The organism is Vagococcus jeotgali, assembly GCF_035918315.1.
Lineage (GTDB): Bacteria > Bacillota > Bacilli > Lactobacillales > Vagococcaceae > Vagococcus > Vagococcus jeotgali.
Genome location: NZ_CP142146.1, coordinates 298901 through 317238, shown reverse-complemented (window position 1 = coordinate 317238; position 18338 = coordinate 298901). Strand labels below are relative to the sequence as shown.

General features: G+C 33.8%; 13 protein-coding genes and 1 pseudogene. 4 read left to right on the top strand and 10 right to left on the bottom strand.

What is annotated here, in order from left to right; all coding sequences use genetic code 11:
* Window positions 1–51: 51 nt before the first annotated feature.
* The 6 genes and pseudogenes from VSF34_RS01695 to VSF34_RS01670 form a co-directional block, all read right to left on the bottom strand.
* Window positions 52–1086 (bottom strand): annotated as a pseudogene (locus VSF34_RS01695) (ABC transporter ATP-binding protein); the annotation flags it as partial.
* A gap of 114 nt (window positions 1087–1200) precedes the next feature.
* Window positions 1201–4437, bottom strand: coding sequence for an SNF2 helicase associated domain-containing protein (locus VSF34_RS01690; RefSeq protein ID WP_326717390.1), 3237 nt, complete (start codon window positions 4435–4437; stop codon window positions 1201–1203).
* Window positions 4438–4448: 11 nt separating this feature from the next.
* Window positions 4449–7598 carry an AAA family ATPase gene (locus VSF34_RS01685; protein ID WP_326717389.1) on the bottom strand — a complete coding sequence of 1050 codons (3150 nt, stop codon included), beginning with the start codon at window positions 7596–7598 and terminating at the stop codon, window positions 4449–4451.
* Between the two features lie 10 nt (window positions 7599–7608).
* A complete protein-coding gene (locus VSF34_RS01680; RefSeq protein WP_326717388.1) occupies window positions 7609–8745 on the bottom strand; it encodes an exonuclease SbcCD subunit D in 1137 nt (378 codons plus the stop codon).
* A gap of 177 nt (window positions 8746–8922) precedes the next feature.
* Window positions 8923–9543 (bottom strand): lysophospholipid acyltransferase family protein, encoded by a 621-nt coding sequence (locus VSF34_RS01675; protein ID WP_326717387.1) that lies wholly within the window; start codon window positions 9541–9543, stop codon window positions 8923–8925.
* Window positions 9512–9664 carry a hypothetical protein gene (locus tag VSF34_RS01670; protein WP_326717386.1) on the bottom strand — a complete coding sequence of 51 codons (153 nt, stop codon included), beginning with the start codon at window positions 9662–9664 and terminating at the stop codon, window positions 9512–9514. Before VSF34_RS01670 ends, VSF34_RS01675 begins: the two co-directional genes overlap by 32 nt.
* Between VSF34_RS01670 and VSF34_RS01665 the strand changes: the two genes are divergently transcribed.
* On the top strand, window positions 9656–10402 hold the full coding sequence (locus VSF34_RS01665; protein ID WP_326717385.1) for a tRNA1(Val) (adenine(37)-N6)-methyltransferase: 747 nt from the start codon (window positions 9656–9658) through the stop codon (window positions 10400–10402). The genes VSF34_RS01670 and VSF34_RS01665 overlap by 9 nt on opposite strands.
* Entirely contained in the window at window positions 10389–10667 is a 279-nt protein-coding gene (locus VSF34_RS01660) for a GIY-YIG nuclease family protein (RefSeq protein ID WP_326717384.1), read from the top strand. Before VSF34_RS01665 ends, VSF34_RS01660 begins: the two co-directional genes overlap by 14 nt.
* Before the next feature lie 18 nt (window positions 10668–10685).
* On the opposite strand, the gene VSF34_RS01655 is transcribed toward VSF34_RS01660, so the two are convergent.
* Together VSF34_RS01655 and aspS are read right to left on the bottom strand one after the other, a co-directional pair.
* Entirely contained in the window at window positions 10686–11570 is an 885-nt protein-coding gene (locus tag VSF34_RS01655; protein ID WP_326717383.1) for a YitT family protein, read from the bottom strand.
* Between the two features lie 31 nt (window positions 11571–11601).
* A complete protein-coding gene (gene aspS, locus VSF34_RS01650; protein ID WP_326717382.1) occupies window positions 11602–13371 on the bottom strand; it encodes an aspartate--tRNA ligase in 1770 nt (589 codons plus the stop codon).
* Between the two features lie 412 nt (window positions 13372–13783).
* Here aspS and VSF34_RS01645 point away from each other — a divergent pair, with 412 nt between their 5' ends.
* Together VSF34_RS01645 and VSF34_RS01640 are read left to right on the top strand one after the other, a co-directional pair.
* Window positions 13784–15169: an ISNCY family transposase gene (locus tag VSF34_RS01645; RefSeq protein WP_326716316.1), complete on the top strand. Its 1386-nt coding sequence runs from the start codon at window positions 13784–13786 to the stop codon at window positions 15167–15169.
* Window positions 15170–15453: 284 nt separating this feature from the next.
* Window positions 15454–16680: an N-acetylmuramoyl-L-alanine amidase gene (locus VSF34_RS01640; protein ID WP_326717381.1), complete on the top strand. Its 1227-nt coding sequence runs from the start codon at window positions 15454–15456 to the stop codon at window positions 16678–16680.
* Window positions 16681–16720: 40 nt separating this feature from the next.
* On the opposite strand, the gene VSF34_RS01635 is transcribed toward VSF34_RS01640, so the two are convergent.
* Both VSF34_RS01635 and VSF34_RS01630 read right to left on the bottom strand, forming a co-directional pair.
* The gene (locus VSF34_RS01635) at window positions 16721–17929 is read right to left on the bottom strand and encodes an NAD(P)/FAD-dependent oxidoreductase (protein ID WP_326717380.1); all 1209 of its coding nucleotides are present in this window, start codon (window positions 17927–17929) and stop codon (window positions 16721–16723) included.
* 89 nt (window positions 17930–18018) lie between these two features.
* Entirely contained in the window at window positions 18019–18315 is a 297-nt protein-coding gene (locus VSF34_RS01630; RefSeq protein ID WP_326717379.1) for a hypothetical protein, read from the bottom strand.
* Window positions 18316–18338: the final 23 nt, after the last annotated feature.

Genomic DNA, 18338 nt, shown 5'->3' with positions numbered 1-18338 from the left:
ATTAAGTATAGACACCTTATCTTTATTGTTCAACTAAGTGTAACCTATTCACCCATCACTATAACTAAAAGAAACTTGATCATAAATAATATCTCCAGACAACACACCAACATCAATAGCTTCTGATTTATTTTGAATACTGGGAACCTTGTCAATTTCTTCAATAAATCGTTTAAAACCAGCAAAACCTTTCGGATAGCTCTCAATCATGACATTAATCTTTTCAATCGGTCTAGCAAAAACATTGGATAATAAAATAAAACTTACAAAATTCCCATTAGTAATTTCTCCTCGAATAGTATAGTAAGCCCCAAACAATAAGGCAAATAAACTAATCAAACGAATTATTAAATAATTATATGAAGAGCTTAAGGCCATAGTTTTATAAAAAGCTAGTTTTGAGTTACGATACTGCTGATTTAGCTGACTAAATTTAGTTTTTTCAAACGCTTCATTAGCAAAAGCTTGGGTCACACGAATACCGCTCACACTAGCTTCAATGCCCGCACTAAATTCCCCTAGATTTTCATAAATTGTTGTATTAACTTGGGTCATTTTAGAATTAAAGAAAGCTAATGCAATGGTAATGAAAGGTACCATTAAAGCTGTAATAAAGGCTAGTTGAGGATGGATATGATACATTAAGAAAAATGAACCTACTAAAGTCATAATCGTAATAAAGACATCTTCTGGTCCGTGGTGAGCTAGTTCTGATATTTCAAATAAATCAGTCGTTAAACGAGTCATTAATTTCCCAGTTTTTTGATTATCATAATATTCATAAGGTTGTTCCTGCAAATGAGCAAACAACTCATCTCTCATATCTGTTTCAATATTCACTCCTAGCTTGTGACCGAAATATACCACTACATATTGAAGGGCCGTATTAATGATATAAAAACCAAAAAGGGCAGCACAAACCACAATAATTAGTTTTAAATTTTTAGATGGCATAATGTTATCAATCACATTATTTACGATTACTGGAAATGCTAACTCAAGAAGTGCTGCAATGACAGCACAAGAAAAATCTAAAATAAAAAGCTTCTTGTAAGGCCTGTAATACATGAAAAAACGTTTAAACATACTTTCTCCTCCAAAATAAATAAATAAAAGATAAGGAGTCTGATAGCAGTACTCTAGTCCAAGAAATCACCACAAAGATGACTTAGACTAGTCACTTTTTATCACTCCATATCTTTATTCTTGTGCCTCACCAAATTCTAAAATATGTTGAATGTCTTCCATACTCATAGATGACAATTCTTTCGTATCTTCTGAATGAAGGACTTGTTGAAAGAGTTTTTTCTTCTCTAATTGAAGTTGATTCATCTTCTCTTCAATAGTACCCTCAGCCATCAAACGCCACACTTCAACTTTTTTGGTTTGACCAATTCTGTGCGCTCTTCCAGTAGCCTGTTCTTCAACAGCTGGATTCCACCATAAATCATATAAAATAACAGTATCTGCTCCTGTTAGATTAAGCCCAGTCCCACCGGCTTTTAAAGATATTAAAAAGACATCTTTTTCTCCTCGGTTAAATCTGTCTACTAAATACTGGCGCTCTTTCACTGGAGTACTTCCTCTTAAATAAAATGAACTGATACCACGTTTATCAAGCTCTTTTTCAATAATTGATAGCATACCTGTAAATTGAGAAAATAATAACATTCTCCTGCCATTACTTCTAGCCTGTTCAATTAATTCTAGTGCTTGGTCCAATTTACCAGAACCACCTTCATAGTCCTCCATAAACAAGGTTGGATCACAACAAATTTGTCTAAGCCTTGTCAGTCCTGCTAAAATAGACAAACGTTGCTTGTTAAAGTCACCTGAGGACATACTAGATAATGTTTCTTGCATTTGTTTTAAATGAGCCACGTATAAGATTTTTTGTTCTTCAGTTAATTGACTGTAAAGATCTGTTTCAATCTTGTCTGGCAAGTCATCTAATACATCTTTTTTCACTCGTCTTAACACAAATGGTTGAATCATTGTCGCAATAACTGACGTTTCCAGTTGCTTAAATTTTCTAAGAGACGGAAAAAATCCTGGCATTAAAAATTTAAAAATCGCCCATAATTCTTCTAAACGGTTTTCAATTGGTGTACCACTTAATGCAAATTTTCGATTAGATGTCAAACTAACAATAGCTTGAAAAGTTTTTGTAGAAGCATTCTTTATCATTTGAGCCTCATCTAAAATAATACTATGATAACTTTGCTTTTTAAATAATGATACATCTTGCCTTAATGTTGCATAAGAGACAATAACAACATCAGCACGTGAGGTCTTGCTAATTTGTTCAACCCTCTCTTTTTTTGCTCCCACTACAACATCAACTAACAAATCAGGTGCAAAGCGTTTAAACTCTAGTTTCCAGTTGTAAATTAAACTAGCTGGAGCAATAATTAAACTCGGTTGATTTAGATGTCCTGCTACTTTTTCTGATAACAAATAAGTAATGGTTTGAACTGTTTTACCTAACCCCATATCATCAGCTAGAATACCGCCGAATTGGTATTTACTTAAAGTTTTAAACCAGTTAAAGCCTACAACTTGATAATCACGCAAACTTGTTTTTAAACCTTTTGGCAAATGAGTTGTGTCATGGTTTGGCTGAGTCAACTCCTCCACCATACTTTCAAAACTTGTAGACGTTTCAACTGATGATAACTTGGCCAAAGTATCATTTAATAATAAACCACGGTAGGTTGGGACTTCTATGTGATGATGTTTAAACTGAATATCTTCTCTTAACTGCCTTAACACATCACTAGTCTCTTTATAAGCTTCATCATCTAGTAACAAAACTTGTCCATCATTCAATTGGTGATATGGCTCATTTTTTATCAGGCTAAGTAACACATCATTGACCTCAGACTCGTCAACAGATGAAATATCAAATTCAATATCAAACCATGATCCGTTTTCTGTAATATTAGCTCTTGGTTGATGCGTTTCTGGGTTCAAGTATAACCTTTCAATCTCTGGTGATAAATGGACCGTAGCATATGTTTCAAACGTCGGGATTTCTGTTGTAAAAAAACGATACCGCTCGTAATGATCAGGAAATACCTTATTATAATCTACACCATAAGTCCCATAACCAAAATGTCTCAATAATAAAATCAAACGCTCCTCTTGGACTTTATCACGGAGCACAGCTCCTTCTTCGCCGTAAGTTGATTCTGTTGTGGGGTCATTTGAAAATATATATTTTCCGTAATGAAATTCTGCTCTAACTTTCAATAAAGTATGATGTCTTTCGAAAAACAAATGGGCCTTCAACGACTCCCTAATCACCTCATGATCAAGGGATTCTGGTAAATCAAAATCACTTAGTATGGCAAGTTGTGGTAAGACATATGAAAACAAAGAACTAACTTCTTGTTCAGTGTAGTGAATAACCGGCTCACTTAAGCGTTTCAACATCTGTCTCAGCACTTGATAAATAGGAGCTTGTTCATTAGATAACTCATAAATTCCAACTTTTCCAATAGCCCATTGGTAGTGTTCTAAATAAACAGGAAAAGGATCATTTATTCTTAGATCATAATCTTTTAATCCAACAGGTCTTAATTCGACTGATAAAGGTAACTTTCCTTGATGAATTGTCATATCTCTAATATCTAACCCCTCACCTACTAACCTTAAATCTGTATAACTAGACTCCTTAATAAAAAATCGTACCTGTTCATTATTTAATACTAAGTATCGTTTATTAACATTAGTCTTAGTGGCTATCAGCGTTTGGCCTACAATATCTTGTTCTTCTTTTATAGCAATCATTTTCTCAATAAGTTTTTGCTGTTGCTTACTAAAAGCAATTGGGGAAATATGCCATAATTGAGTATTTAAACGAATATCTCGCTCTTCCATATAAGCTTCTAAAAATTCATCTAGTTGCTTTATAATATAAGATTTCCCAGGCATACTCTTACGCCCAAGACGAATATATAATCCAATCACAGATTGCTCTAAGTGAAACTCTGATGTTCTTACAATATCTAAACCAAGGAAAATGTCTAAATTATCTGATTCTTTGATAATTCGCTTTAATTCAGCATCCTGTAACCTTTCAAAACCCTTCGTAAAAACCATAGCCGGAGAAACTGTCTTAACGTCTTGCTTACTCTTTAACTCTTGATTTTCAGTAGAGACAGTCTTAGGGATAAAACGTGACACCCCTTCTTCTCTCATAAAAAGTTCGACTGCTACAGTATGCTTACAATAACCATATTGTTGCCAGTAAAGACACTGACAAACATCATCTTCCTTAGCTGTTCCATCTAACTCAACATAATACATATCTGAATCCATTACTTCACCATACCAAATTCGTCTCTCATCATCTCTGGTAAAAGATAACACCTTGTATTCTTTAGCTAAACTCCTACCTTCTTCAATAACTCTCTCAGGTATTGACCACTTCATTTTATCACTCCTTAGGTAAACTCCATTTGTGGTGTTACATGGCTCTTACCTTCTGTAGAAACTGTAATTTTTAATTGTTGAGGAATTCTTTCTTTTAACTCACTAACATGAGAAATAATACCTATTAATCGACCAGTGTCTTCCATTGATTCCAAAGCTCTAATAGCAACCTCTAAAGATTCTTCATCTAGAGAACCAAAACCTTCATCAATAAACATCGCATCTATTTTTACTCCTCCAGATTCTGCTTGAATAACTTCTGCTAAAGCTAAGGCTAATGTCAGAGAAGCTATAAAACTCTCCCCTCCTGATAAAGTATTAACGCCACGTAAAAGACCAACATTATCATCAAAAATATTGATTTCAAGCCCGGTTTTTTTCTTAGAGGATTGTTGTTCCTTTTTTAATTCAAACTGATAGCGACCATTAGTTAATCTACTAAATTGTTCATTAGCCACTTTTAAGATACTTTGAAGATAATGTTGTAATACATATCGCTCTATACTTAACTTGTTGTCCCCATCTCCATTTAAAACATTAGATAAAGTCGTTAATTCATCAAGAGTCTCAATATCCTCTTCTATACCTTTTTGTATCTTGTTAACTTGCTTCATAATTTGATCATTTTTTTCCATTTGATATTGTCTTTTCTGTTTCTCCTCTTTTAACTTATCTAATTTGTGCTTAGCTTGAGAAGTAGCTTGTCGTATTTCTTCAATATCTGGTTTTTCTTTATTCTCTAATTCTATATCTAATTTTTCTTTGTTTTGTATAATGGCATAGGCTTCTTTTTCAAATTTTTGAACAAGTGAGGTGTCTTTTGTCTCATCATACTCTTGTCTTATCCACTGTTCTAATTCATCTAGTGTACTATCTAATTTGATTAACTGCTCTTCTTTTGACCGAGCTAACTCTTTTAACTCTTCAGATACTTCTAATAAGCGCTTTTGTTTATTTTCTAAATCTGCTTCTAATTTAACAATATCTTTATCTACCTGAATTGAGTACTCTTGATGTGTGCTAATCAGCTTGTCATAATCACTAACATCACGCTCTAATTGTTTTTTATATGCCAGTTTATCATCGATCTCACTCCACTTACTAGCAAGCTGAGATTTTATTTGATTTAACTCTGCCATAAAACCTACTTCTTTTTCTTTAAGTGTTTGAATGCTAGTTGATAATTTAGTTGTCTGATCCTCAAGTATTAATGCCTCTGATTGCTTTTGAGGTAGACTTTCTGATAGTTTTTGTAAGTCTAATTGTTGCTTATCAAGTTCTTTTTTTACTTGTTTATATTTATCAATTTCTATTTGGCTATACTCTTGCCACAATGCTTGAGTAAGTAAATTTTGGTTGCTGAGTTGTAAAATAATTGTTTGAATAGATTTTTCTAACTCTTCTTTTTTTATAACTACATTTTCAAACTCATGTTGTAATAAACTTGTTTTTGTTTGTTCTTTCCCTATTTCTAAATTTAATTCTTCTCGTTTTAAATCTATTTGCTCAATTCGCTTGTCTAAATCAACTAATTCTTGCTCAGATAAATCATCATAGTGAGCTGGCGATGGGTGATCTTTAGCACCACAAACTGGACACATCTCACCATCAATTAGTGACAAACTTAATTTTGCGATTTGCCCTCTCGCCCATTTATCTTTAGTTAAGGTATGCTCCTCTTCAAGTAGTGAGATATCTTTTAATACTTGTTGTATATGAAGTTTACTTTCTTTTAATCCATTAGTTAGCTCTTCTTGTTTAGCTTTGAGTGCCTCATATGTAACGATATCCATTTGTAACTCTTTTAATACACGAAGTTTCTCTTCTACAGCATATGCTTCTTTTAAAATGTCAGGTTGAGTTTTGAGTAATGTTTCACTTTTTTCTATATTATCTAGCAGTTCTTTTTTCTGATGGGATATTGTATTTAGTGATGACTCATTCACCTTTATTGTCTCATTGACTTTTGTTATCTCTTCAGACAACATCATTTGTTGATCTACTAAAGGTAAAATAAGCTCAATTTGTGAGATTTCCTCTCTTTTCTTACTCATCTCATTTGCTTGCTGATACAGTGTTTCCAATGTAGCATTAATTTCCTTGGCTGCCTTTTCTTTAAATTTGTATGATGATTGTAACTCTTCTTGTTCATCCAATAAATCACGGTGAAGTACTTGAATTTTTTGCTCTTCTTTTGCTACAGCAATAAGTGGTTGTCTTAATTTAAAGTCGGCTATCTTTTTTTTCAACAAGTCGATTTGAGGTCGTTGTTTCTCTAGTAATTGGTATCTATCTCTAATATGATCATACTCAGTGAACTGTTTTTCTAATTGTAGCGCTAGTCGAAGTTTTTCTTCAACCTCTTCTACTTGCTTCATCTGATTTTCTAGCTGTGTATTCATTGTCTGCTCATATGCTAAACAGGTTGATTTTTGCTCACTATACTTAGCAAGTAGTGCATCAAGAGGCATCTCTTGTGTCACGTCACTTTGAAATCCTTCTTCCCAAATTAATTGTGTCAGTAGAGTATTCAATGTATGATACTCTTTTTTTAAGGCTGTCTCCTGCTTCTTTTTTTTCTCTTTTACTTGAGTACTTAATTCTTGATAGAAACCTGTTCTAAAAATTTGACGTAATATTTTCTCTTTGCTATCACTGTCTGATTGTAAAAACTGTTGGAAAGCACCTTGAGGTAACATCACAATTTGAGAAAATTGACTAGCAGATAGTTGAAGCAAATCATAAATTTTTTGACCAACCTCTGATACTTTCTTGTATTGCGCTTCTTCTTTACCACTAGAATCAAACACAGTTAAAATAGCAGTCGCTGCTTTTTTAACCTCACCTTTCCCTCGTTGATTTTTCTTCATCTGTTCTGGTTCACGTTCTACTTTGTAAAGTTTACCACCTTGCTCAAATGTGAATATGACTTTTGTATCTTCCCCTAAACGAGCAAAATTAGAACGCATTTCTTTGGCATCTCGATTACCACCAGAAGTTTGACCATATAAAGCATAACTCATTCCATCAAATAAAGTTGTTTTCCCTGACCCAGTTTTCCCTGAGATTAGAAAAAGAGAGTGAGCATAAAAACTGGAGAAATCGATTTTCTCATAAGCATATGGTCCAAAATTTTCTAAAGTTAACGTTAATGGCTTCATCTGTCGTTCCTCACTTTTCTTTATTTATCTCAATAATAATCTCTTCTAATAAAGAGAGCTGCTTAGATGTTAGTGTTGTTTCTGTCACTTCTTCATAATAATTAGTAACTAAATCTTTTGGACTTAATTTCTTTTTTGCCTCTTCCCATGCCTCATGTGAGTTACTAACTTCTTTAAAGTACTTCTCTCGCTCTAAGCTGATCATATTAGGGTAAATATTTCTAAGTTCTGATAAAGCTTGACTAATACTTAATTTGTCTTTTAATACTATATGGTAGTAATGGTTTAAATCTAAATGTTTATAAAATTCATAATCCATCAACTGGGCAAACTCACCAGATAATACTTTCACATCTCGCATAGGTTCAAGAGGAATAAAGTGACTGTTGACCTTTTCGCCTGATATATCAACTAAACGACAACCTTTAGTATGATGTTTTTCAGATAGCGAATATTTTAATAACGAGCCACTATATTTCACCTTATCATGATGTTTAATGGCATCTTGATAATGTAGGTGTCCCAGAGCAACATAATCAAATGCATCAAATAGCCCAAGTGGTACACTTGATAATCCCCCCACCTCTAAAGGTGTTTCAGAATCTGTTTTACTAGAACCAGCTGCAAAAAAATGTCCCACGAGTACATGATGTTTTTCTGCATCAAATTGCAGCTCCATCTCACTAACAACTCGTTCCACCACTTGGGGGATAGTCTTTAAATTTTCATCATTAAAATACAAACGTCCTTGAACAGGTTCAACATATGGTAGTAAAAAAAATTGAGTATCTTTAATAACAACAGGAGTTAGTGCTTGTTTTAGTGTCGTATATAAATAAAAATCTTTTTCTTTTAACCAAGGTGTAGCAGTAGCTAATCTTGTCGGACTATCATGATTACCAGAGATAGCTAATACAGGAAAATGATGGACTAAATTCATCTCAATCATCATCTCATTTAATAACTCAACTGCTTCTACACTTGGAACTGAACGATCATATAAATCTCCAGCAACAACAATCGCATCCACTTCTTCTTCAATCGCCACATCTAGCATTTTAAAAAAAATATCTCGTTGCTCCTCTAATAAAGAAAAACCATTTAATTTTCTACCAATGTGCCAATCTGCTGTGTGTAAAAATTTCATCAGAACCCTCCTAAAAAATGCTCTTCTTTCTATTATATCAAATTTAGGCTCAGATAGTTAAACCAAAGCCTGTTCTTTTAAATCAGAGTGGATTTTTGTCTATAAAAAAAGAAGCAGATTTCTCTACTTCAAAAAGATTAATCTTCAGGTTTCACTTAACCATTTGTTTTCACCTGATTATTTTTTTTCACGTTGATATACAAAGTCTGGATTGATTTGATTGTCCAATTTTTTAAAGGCTTCTTGCATGCGTCTTTCAACCTCTTCAACACCTGTTTTATCCATTTTTTTTATATCTGAAATATCAATCGGCTCACCATAAGCAATTGTCACCCGACGTTTAGTCCATAACCCCCAAAATGATAAAGGACCTTGATACACAGCTGGCACAATTTGAACTTTAGCCATCTTAGCAATAAGTGCAGCTCCACCTTTTAACTCGTCTGAGTAACGACTCCCACTTGGAAACATCATGACACTTAAATCAGTATTTTTTAATGTTTTCACAGGTGTTTTAATCGCACTTGGTCCCGGATTATCTCGGTCAACTGGAAAGACATTAGCTTTTTCTAAAATATATCTTAACACTGGGTTTTTAAATAATTCTTTTTTAGCCATAAAAGCAAATCGCTTTGGCCAAGCCCCCATAGCAAAATACATTGGCTCAAACCAAGTTCTATGAGGACCTACTAAAACATAGTTCTCATCTTTTAGTAAGTTCTCTTTGCCCACGTAACGGGAATTAGTATTAATTAAAAAATTTAAACTACGTACAATATACAATAGTAATCGGTACATGTCTCTCATCCTCTTCTTTAAATTCTCTATTAGTATGCCTAATTCTCTCTAAAGATGCAAGCTTTTCTGATATAATAAATGAACAACTTACTTTAAGAGAGGATTTTTTATCATGACCCATTTATTAAACCCTGGGGAGAGAATTGATCAGTTAATGTCAGAAGATATTCAAATTATTCAAAGTTCAGATGTGTTTTCTTTTTCTCTAGATGCTGTCTTATTAGCACAGTTTGCTCACATCCCTAAAAAAGGAACTATTGTTGATTTTTGTGCAGGAAACGGGGCAGTTAGCCTTTTTATGAGGCCAAAAACTAAAGCAGAGATTATTGGAGTAGAAATCCAAGAAAAACTCTTTTCTATGGCAAATCGAAGTATCTTACTTAATCACTTTGAAGACAATACTCGCATGATTCACCATGACATTAATCAAATCAGAGAGGTGATTCCTAATGATTCTGTTGACTTTATCACTTGTAATCCACCTTACTTTAAAGAAGCTCCAGATAGTAAAAAAAATCCTAACCCACATTTAGCTATTGCAAGACACGAGATTCATTTAAAATTAGATGATGTTTTTAAGGAAGCTTCAGTTCTTTTAAAAATGAATGGAAAAATAGCGATGGTACATAGACCCGATAGATTAATGGATATTTTAGATAGTATGAAAAGACACCGAATTGCTCCTAAGAAAATTCAGTTTATTTACCCTAAACATAACAAGGAAGCCAATACCATTTTAATTGAAGGCATTAAAGATGGTAAATTAGATGGTTTACGTGTTTTACCTCCTTTGTATGTTTACGGAGAGAACAACGAGTATCTTCCAGAAATTAGGGCGATGTTATATGGCAATAAATAATAACAAACAACATTTCTTCTACGTTCTAAAATGTGCTGATAATACGCTTTATGCAGGGTACACTACTGATTTAGATAGGCGCTTAGCTGAGCATAATAAGGGCATTGGTGCCAAATATACTCGTATCAAAAAACGCCGTCCTCTTGAGATGATTTATTCAGAAAGTTTCCAAACAAAGAGTGAGGCTATGAAGAAAGAATATGCATTTAAACAACTCACGAGAATAAAAAAGGACATCTATATACAAAAAAAAGGAATCCTTTAAGATTCCTTTTTTTGTCTGTTAATCAATGGTCTCATAAAAATTCCCCATAATCGTCACATTTTCAGAAATACTAACAAAAGCTTTTGGATCAGCTTTTTCCATTACTGCTTGTAAAATAGGAATTTGATCCCTTGTTAAAACAGTTAATAATACCTTTTGCTCATTATGATTAAAAGCTCCCTCAGCATCATTTAAAATCGTGATACCACGACGAATTCTTCCATGAAGTTGTTCTACCACATCTTCCATATGTGTTGTGATAATCATAACTTGCATTTTTTTCTGTTTAGTAAAGACCATATCTACCACTTTACCATTTACAAAAATAGAGAAAGCACTATAAAACGCATATGGCCAACCAAATAAATAACCTGACGTCATGATAATACATGCATTAAAAAAGATATTTAAAGATCCAATATTACGTCCTGTCATTTTACGAATTGTCATACTCACAATATCGAGTCCTCCTGATGACAAACCGCTTCTAAGAGCCAGTCCGACACCTAACCCACAAATTGCCCCACCAAAAATCGCACAAATAATAGGATCTTCAGATAAAACAGTTACAGGAATTAGTTGGACAAACAAGGACGTCATAAAGACTGAAATCATTGTAAAAATGGTAAACCTCTTACTTAGTTTAAACCAAGCTAGAATAAACAAGGGGATATTTAAACAATACAATACAACCCCCATAGGTAGGCCGATACCTGACATTTTCTCAGTTAACGTGACAATAATTTGTCCCAAACCTGTAATTCCACTGGCATAAATATGACCAGGCTGCCAAAATAAATTTAGGGCAATTGCTTGTAATATCCCATTTACAAAGGCCATCGATATTTTTTCCATATAGCCATTATCAACCATATAATCTTTATATGTTTTTATTTTTTCCATCATTTATTCTCCTCAATCCATGATAGATTGATTATTTTTCCTCCTTTGTGACACGCAAAGATAATTCTTCTAATTGGTCAGCTGAGGGAGTACTTGGAGCTGATGTCATTAAGTCAGCTGCACGGCTATTTTTAGGAAAGGCAATGACGTCACGGATATTATCTTTCTTAGCAAGTAACATCACTAAACGGTCTAATCCTAAAGCAATTCCCCCATGTGGTGGGAAACCATATTCTAGTGCGTCTAATAAGAAGCCAAACTGTGAAGCTGCTGATTCTTTAGTAAAACCTAATGCTTCAAACATTTTTTCTTGAAGGTCACGTTGATAAATTCTAAGTGATCCTCCACCTAATTCATAACCATTTAAGACAACATCATATGCTTGTGCATATGCTTTTTCTGGTGCAGTTGATAATAACTCAATATCACTTTCTTTTGGCATAGTAAATGGATGATGAGCTGCAGCATATCTGCCTGCTTCTTCGTCATACTCTAAAAGTGGCCAATCCACAATCCATAAGAAATTAAATTTATCTGTATCAATTAAATCTAACTCTTTACCTAAACGATTACGTAGCGCACCAAGAGATGATGCTACAACTGAGCTTGTATCTGCTGCAAATAATAACAAATCACCCACTTCAGCTTGTGTCGCTTCTTTAATGGCATCAGTAGATTCTGTTAAAAACTTAGCAATTGGACCCTTAAGTCCATCTTCTTCTACTTTAACCCAGGCAAGTCCCTTAGCACCAAACTGAGCTAACCATTCACCTAATTTATCTAAATCTTTACGAGAATAATTACCAGCTGCTCCTTTAGCATTAAGAGCCTTTACTTGACCGCCAGTTGAAAGTGCATTTTGAAATACTTTAAATTCAACATCCCTAACAGCATCTTTTAAATCAATTAACTCCATACCAAAGCGTGTGTCTGGCTTATCACTTCCGTATCTATCCATAGCATCGTCATAAGTCATACGTGGGAATGGTAACGTGATTTCTTGTTTCATCACATCTTTCATTACTTTAGCTAACATATTTTCTGTATAAGTTTGGATCTCCTCAGCACTTAAAAAACTTGTTTCAATATCGACTTGGGTAAACTCTGGCTGACGATCTCCACGTAAATCTTCATCTCTAAAACAACGAACAATTTGATAATAACGATCCACACCAGCACCCATTAACAACTGTTTCGTTGTTTGCGGTGATTGTGGTAGAGCATAAAAATGTCCAGGATGAACGCGCGATGGTACTAGATAATCACGAGCGCCTTCTGGGGTTGATTTATTTAAGTAAGGTGTCTCTACATCCATAAAACCATGATCATTTAAATAATTACGAATAACATTACTCACATCATGACGTAATTTTAACGTATTCATCATTGACGGGCGACGAATATCCATATAACGATACGTCATACGTACATCATCACTAATTGTTTGATCATCTTCTATCACAAAAGGAGGTGTTTTTGCTTCATTATATACAACTATATCCTCGGCTATAATTTCAATTGTCCCTGTTTTCATCTTAGGGTTAACTGCAGAATCACCACGCTTAACAACCTTACCTTTAACACCAATCACATACTCACTTCGACATGAATCAGCAATTTCTAAAGCTTCATTTGAGACTTCAGGATTAAAAACAACTTGAACAATGCCTTCTCTATCTCTTAAATCGATAAAAATCAGACCACCTAAATCACGACGTTTTTGAATCCAGCCCTTAACAACGACCTCTTCACCTAATTCTTTTTCTGATATTAAACCACAATAATTTGTTCTTTTATCCATTAATAAAACTCTCCTTAGTCTTTTTCAATAAAAAAAGCCCTTGCGTAAATAACAACAAGGGCGAATAATCACTTACACGCGGTACCACCTAATTTTAGAAAAAATAATCCCTTATTTTTTCTCTCTTACGATATAACCTTCGTAAACGGAATGGGGTTAACCATCTATCTCCAGAGTGTCTGCTTTTTTTCTAGGTACTCTCACCACATATACCCTCTCTGACTAAACATGAAAATAAGCATCTCTTTCATTGATATTATTAACTAAAATACTAAAGATATTGTTAAAAGTCAAGTGATTACCAAGGTAACTCTCTACTAATATCATTCGAAAGTGATAATGTCCTAAGTAGGTCGAAAGACAAAATGTCCCAAAATGATAAAATAACTTTATGAAAAGGATAAATCTAACAATGAATGAAACCAAAAAGTATCAAGTTATTAAAGCTGTCGCTGAAAATAAAAAACAAAAAAAGAGAGCTAGTGTTGAACTTAATTTATCTATACGACAAATTAACCGTTTAGTGAAATCATACAGGGAAAATGGTAAATCAGCATTTGTCCATAAAAATCGAGGGAGAAAAAATAAGCACTCTGTGCCTGAAAAAGTAAAACAACAAATAATCACTAGTTATCAATCGTTTAGTATTAAACCAAATATTAGGCATTTTACTGAAATACTGAAAAACGACCATCATATCTGTTATACAGATACTACAATTAGAAGCATCCTGTACAAAGCAAAAATACTTTCACCAAAGGCTCAAAAAAAGACAAAAAGAAGACTCAAACAATTAATAAAGCAAGAAGGTCAACAAACCAAACAATCAGAGAACCTATTGGTTCCAAGAGCTGAAGACTACCTAGAACTCCCTGAAAAGACCCATCCTAGTCGACCTAGAAAAAAATACAAAGGAGAATTAATTCAATTAGATGCTAGTTCATATAATTGGTTTGGAAATCAAATAACTCATCTTCATTTAGCTATTGACGACGCATCAGGTAATATTGTTGGCGCTTATTTTGACCAACAGGAAACGCTCAATGGTTATTACCATGTTCTTCATCAAATTCTGACAAAACAAGGGATTCCTGCCACTTTTCTAACAGATAAACGAACCGTCTTTGAGTACAACAGAAAATCAACAAAAGCTGTAGAAGAAGATACGTTCACGCAGTTTGGGTTTGCTTGTCATCAATTAGGTATTGACATAAAAACATCCTCTATTCCTCAAGCGAAAGGTCGTGTAGAACGTTTAAATGGGACAGTGCAATCAAGATTGCCTGTTGATCTTGAGATAGCAAATATACATTCTATAGAGGAGGCTAATCAATTTCTATCTGTATGGATTCGAAAGTTTAATCGACAATTTGGTCACAAAACTGCAGAAAGTGTTTATGAAACTTCTCCTACAACAGCTGAAATTAATTTATTACTAGCTACTGTCTCTCATCGTATAGTCGATAATGGCCATCATATTAAGTATCAAAATAAATTTTATCTTCCAATGGAAGGTAGTAGCGACAAATATTTTACAAGAAAAACAAAAGCATTAATTATAAAAGCTTTTAACGGGGAGATTTATGTTAATATAGCAGAAAAAATTTATCCTACTAGACGATTAAAAACCCACGAGACCTATTCAAAAGAGTTTGATGGGGTTTCTTCAGATATAAAAAAAGAAAGACGCAAGTACATTCCACCACAGTCACATCCGTGGAAACTTGAGTCTTTCAAAAGGTATCTTCAAAGTATTGACCGTACTATCGAAGAATATGAGGCTGAAAAAACAGCCTGAAACAAAAAGTACCTTATTTTACCAATAATGGTCACATTAGTGCAAGTTTTACGCAGTAAAGATTGCGCTAATGTGAGCCCTCATTTTGGGACATTTTTATGTTCGATTGACAGTGATTACCAAGGTAACTCTCTACTAAATACAGACTTTTTTTGTTATAATGACAGGAACAAATAAGTTGTGAGGTTATTAAAGTGAAACGTGTGAAAACAAATAAAAATTTACTTAAATTATTTTTAATAAATATCGCGATTATTCTTCTGGTCTTTTTAGGATTTTTTCTAATGAGAGGAGGGCAACAGATTGTCTATGTCGACACTATTGCGGCAAATCTTAGAGCACAACCCAGTCCTTTTTCACCAGTTATTACTCAAACTCATCAAGAAGACAAAGTCACTATTATTGATGAAAAAGATCACTGGTATAAAATACAAACAGCTGATAAAGTTGAAGGTTGGGTTGCCCAGTGGTTGCTATTTGACGGAACATCAGGCCCTTATACTAACTTGCCTGCTATTATTTCAAATAGAAAAGTTGAACTAAAACAAACTAATGATGCTAAGAGCAAGACTTTAAGAAAACTAAAAAGGAAACAAAAAGTAACCGTTACTTTAGAATTAAATGGTTGGGTCAGAATTTATACTGGTGAGGAGTATGGTTGGGTTAAGAGTGAAGATGTTAGTATTAGAAAAGGTAAGAGACCTAGTATTAAAAAGCAAGACCACTTATATGTCGCTGTTAGTGAGGCTAATCTTTTAAAAACAAAAGAGCCTACAAGTGACACCTTAACTAGCTTACCTTATGCCACTAAACTAAATGTCATCTCCGAGCAAGATAACGGTTGGGTTGAAGTTTCCACTAATGATGGGTTTGTTGGATTTTTAGCTCCTTTTGAAGTCACAACTAGAGAACTTTCTAAGGATGAGAAAAGGCCGGCTATACCTATGTCAGAATTTTCTGTTATGTTAGATCCTGGTCATGGTGGTAATGATACAGGAGCACAAACAAATGATGGGACTGTCGTTGAAAAAGATTTAACTCTTGCTACAGCCAAAGTTGTTAAAAAAGAATTAGAAAGCCACGGCTTTAATGTGCTAATGACTAGAGAGAAAGATGAGATTGTTCCTCTACTGAACATTGCCAAAAAAAGTTCTGAAAGCCAAGCTGATACTTTTATCAGTATGCATTATGATTCAACAGGTGAGCCAAATGAGGGGTCTGGAACGACTACATTTTATAATCAAAGTAACAGCAAAGAATTAGCTCAAGATATCAATGACAGTCTTGCTAGCATCTTGCCACTAAGTAACCGAGGTTTTGCTAAGCAAGATTACCTAGTCTTAAAAGAAAATAAAAAACCAAGTGTCTTACTAGAACTAGGTTACATTAATAATGATACAGATGCTTCTTATGCTCAAAGCGAGAAATATCATCAAAAAGTAGCTGATGCTATCTATGATGGGTTAATGTATTATATTCATGAGAAAAGTCCAAAATATGCTGATAACTAAAAAACAGGGGTTCCAAAGCGGAATCCCTGTTTTTTTACCATTAATGGTAGTAATCAAAACGACCTTTTTTAAGTAACACTTTAGTATTACCTACATCTAATAATGATTTATTAATGATACTTTTCTTAATAGCTGAACCCATATAACCTTTTACTTGATGTTTACCAAAGACTTGACCAATACCACAATTATTACCAATTGAGGCAACTGTTCCTTGGGATTCAAAAGTAAATGGTTCAGTTGGTTGATTATTTAATAATCTAGCTAAGTTATCTGCCACAGATCCACCTTGTTTTAAAGCGATTTGTGCAGTTGTTGGGTAAGGACGACCTGACGCTTCATCCATCACGGCACTAACATCTCCAATCATAAAGATGTTTGGATAACCTTCAACACGTAAATCTTTTTCAACCACAACACGCCCACGACGCTCATCAAACCCTGAGTCACCAATAACATGACTACCTCTAACGCCTGTTGTCCAAATAATAGTGTGAGCATCAGCTTCTTTTAACTCACCTTTTTCTTCATAAACAACAGTATTTGGTTTGATTTCTTTGATTGGTGTACCTACTTTAAATTCTACACCACGTTTTTTCAAGACATCAATACCAAATTGACCTAATTTTTCTGGGAACATCGGTAGTAATGTTGGCATTGCTTCAATACATGTAATCTTAACTTTATCAGCTGGGAAATTCATTGTTTTAGCTAGTTTAGGAATACGGTTAGTAATTTCTCCTAAATACTCAATACTTGTAAATCCAGCACCACAAACAACAATAGATAAGTCTAATTCATCTTTAGATTTTTGATAATTAGCTAAAGTTTTATCTAAATGCGCTCTAGCTGCCTCTGCTGTTTTAATGTTGACTAGAGGTAGTGAATTTTCATTAACACCTGGAATACCAAATGTTTCTGATTCAAACCCTAAAGCAACTACTAAATAGTCATAAAAAATACTGCCTTTATCTTTTAAATCAACAGTTTGTTTATCAGTATTAATTTTAACAACTGTGTCTTTAATAAAAGTTGCTTTTTTTGTATCTAGTACATCAACAACATTAAATGAAATTTTGCTAGCTGGTTCAGTACCTGCTGCTACTTCGTGTAACTGTGTTGATTCATAATGATAATCATTTTTATTTACGATGGTAATCTCTGCATCAACATGTTTTTTACATAACTCTTTTGCAGTTTTTAATCCTGCATAACCTGCACCCAAAATCACTATCTTCGGTCTGCTCATTTTATACTCCGCCTCCAACTTGTTTCTCAAGGCTACTATAGGTCTTTTTCACAAATTTGTCAATTTCTCGGGCCGTTTTTTTTGTGTATCTAATTGTCTTTTAATGTCTGATTATAATACCAAATACCAAAGATAGTCACTAAACTGACAAAAGCACCATAAATCAATAAATGATTTGTGAATTCTTTCCTACTTAACCCAAAAGCATTTAACTCTGTCAATAATATACCTAACCCTAGTATAAATGCACTCATCGTCAATTGACTCGTATTAGCCAGGACTTTGTATCCATATTCTGTTCTCTTCACTCGCTTCACTTGACGATAATAAACAAACATACTTACAAAAATAATCACCATCGTCACGATATTAATTGCTAATCTCACTGAATTTCTCCTTTATCACTCTT

Excerpts from the sequence above, each read along its gene's own strand:
- VSF34_RS01690 (WP_326717390.1), bottom strand. The coding sequence starts at position 4,437 with ATGAAGTGGTCAATACCTGAGAGAGTTATTGAAGAAGGTAGGAGTTTA.
- VSF34_RS01685 (WP_326717389.1), bottom strand. The coding sequence starts at position 7,598 with ATGAAGCCATTAACGTTAACTTTAGAAAATTTTGGACCATATGCTTAT.
- VSF34_RS01680 (WP_326717388.1), bottom strand. The coding sequence starts at position 8,745 with ATGAAATTTTTACACACAGCAGATTGGCACATTGGTAGAAAATTAAAT.
- VSF34_RS01675 (WP_326717387.1), bottom strand. The coding sequence starts at position 9,543 with ATGTACCGATTACTATTGTATATTGTACGTAGTTTAAATTTTTTAATT.
- VSF34_RS01665 (WP_326717385.1), top strand. The coding sequence starts at position 9,656 with ATGACCCATTTATTAAACCCTGGGGAGAGAATTGATCAGTTAATGTCA.
- VSF34_RS01670 (WP_326717386.1), bottom strand. The coding sequence starts at position 9,664 with ATGGGTCATGATAAAAAATCCTCTCTTAAAGTAAGTTGTTCATTTATT.
- VSF34_RS01660 (WP_326717384.1), top strand. The coding sequence starts at position 10,389 with ATGGCAATAAATAATAACAAACAACATTTCTTCTACGTTCTAAAATGT.
- VSF34_RS01655 (WP_326717383.1), bottom strand. The coding sequence starts at position 11,570 with ATGGAAAAAATAAAAACATATAAAGATTATATGGTTGATAATGGCTAT.
- aspS (WP_326717382.1), bottom strand. The coding sequence starts at position 13,371 with ATGGATAAAAGAACAAATTATTGTGGTTTAATATCAGAAAAAGAATTA.
- VSF34_RS01645 (WP_326716316.1), top strand. The coding sequence starts at position 13,784 with ATGAATGAAACCAAAAAGTATCAAGTTATTAAAGCTGTCGCTGAAAAT.
- VSF34_RS01640 (WP_326717381.1), top strand. The coding sequence starts at position 15,454 with ATGAGAGGAGGGCAACAGATTGTCTATGTCGACACTATTGCGGCAAAT.
- VSF34_RS01635 (WP_326717380.1), bottom strand. The coding sequence starts at position 17,929 with ATGAGCAGACCGAAGATAGTGATTTTGGGTGCAGGTTATGCAGGATTA.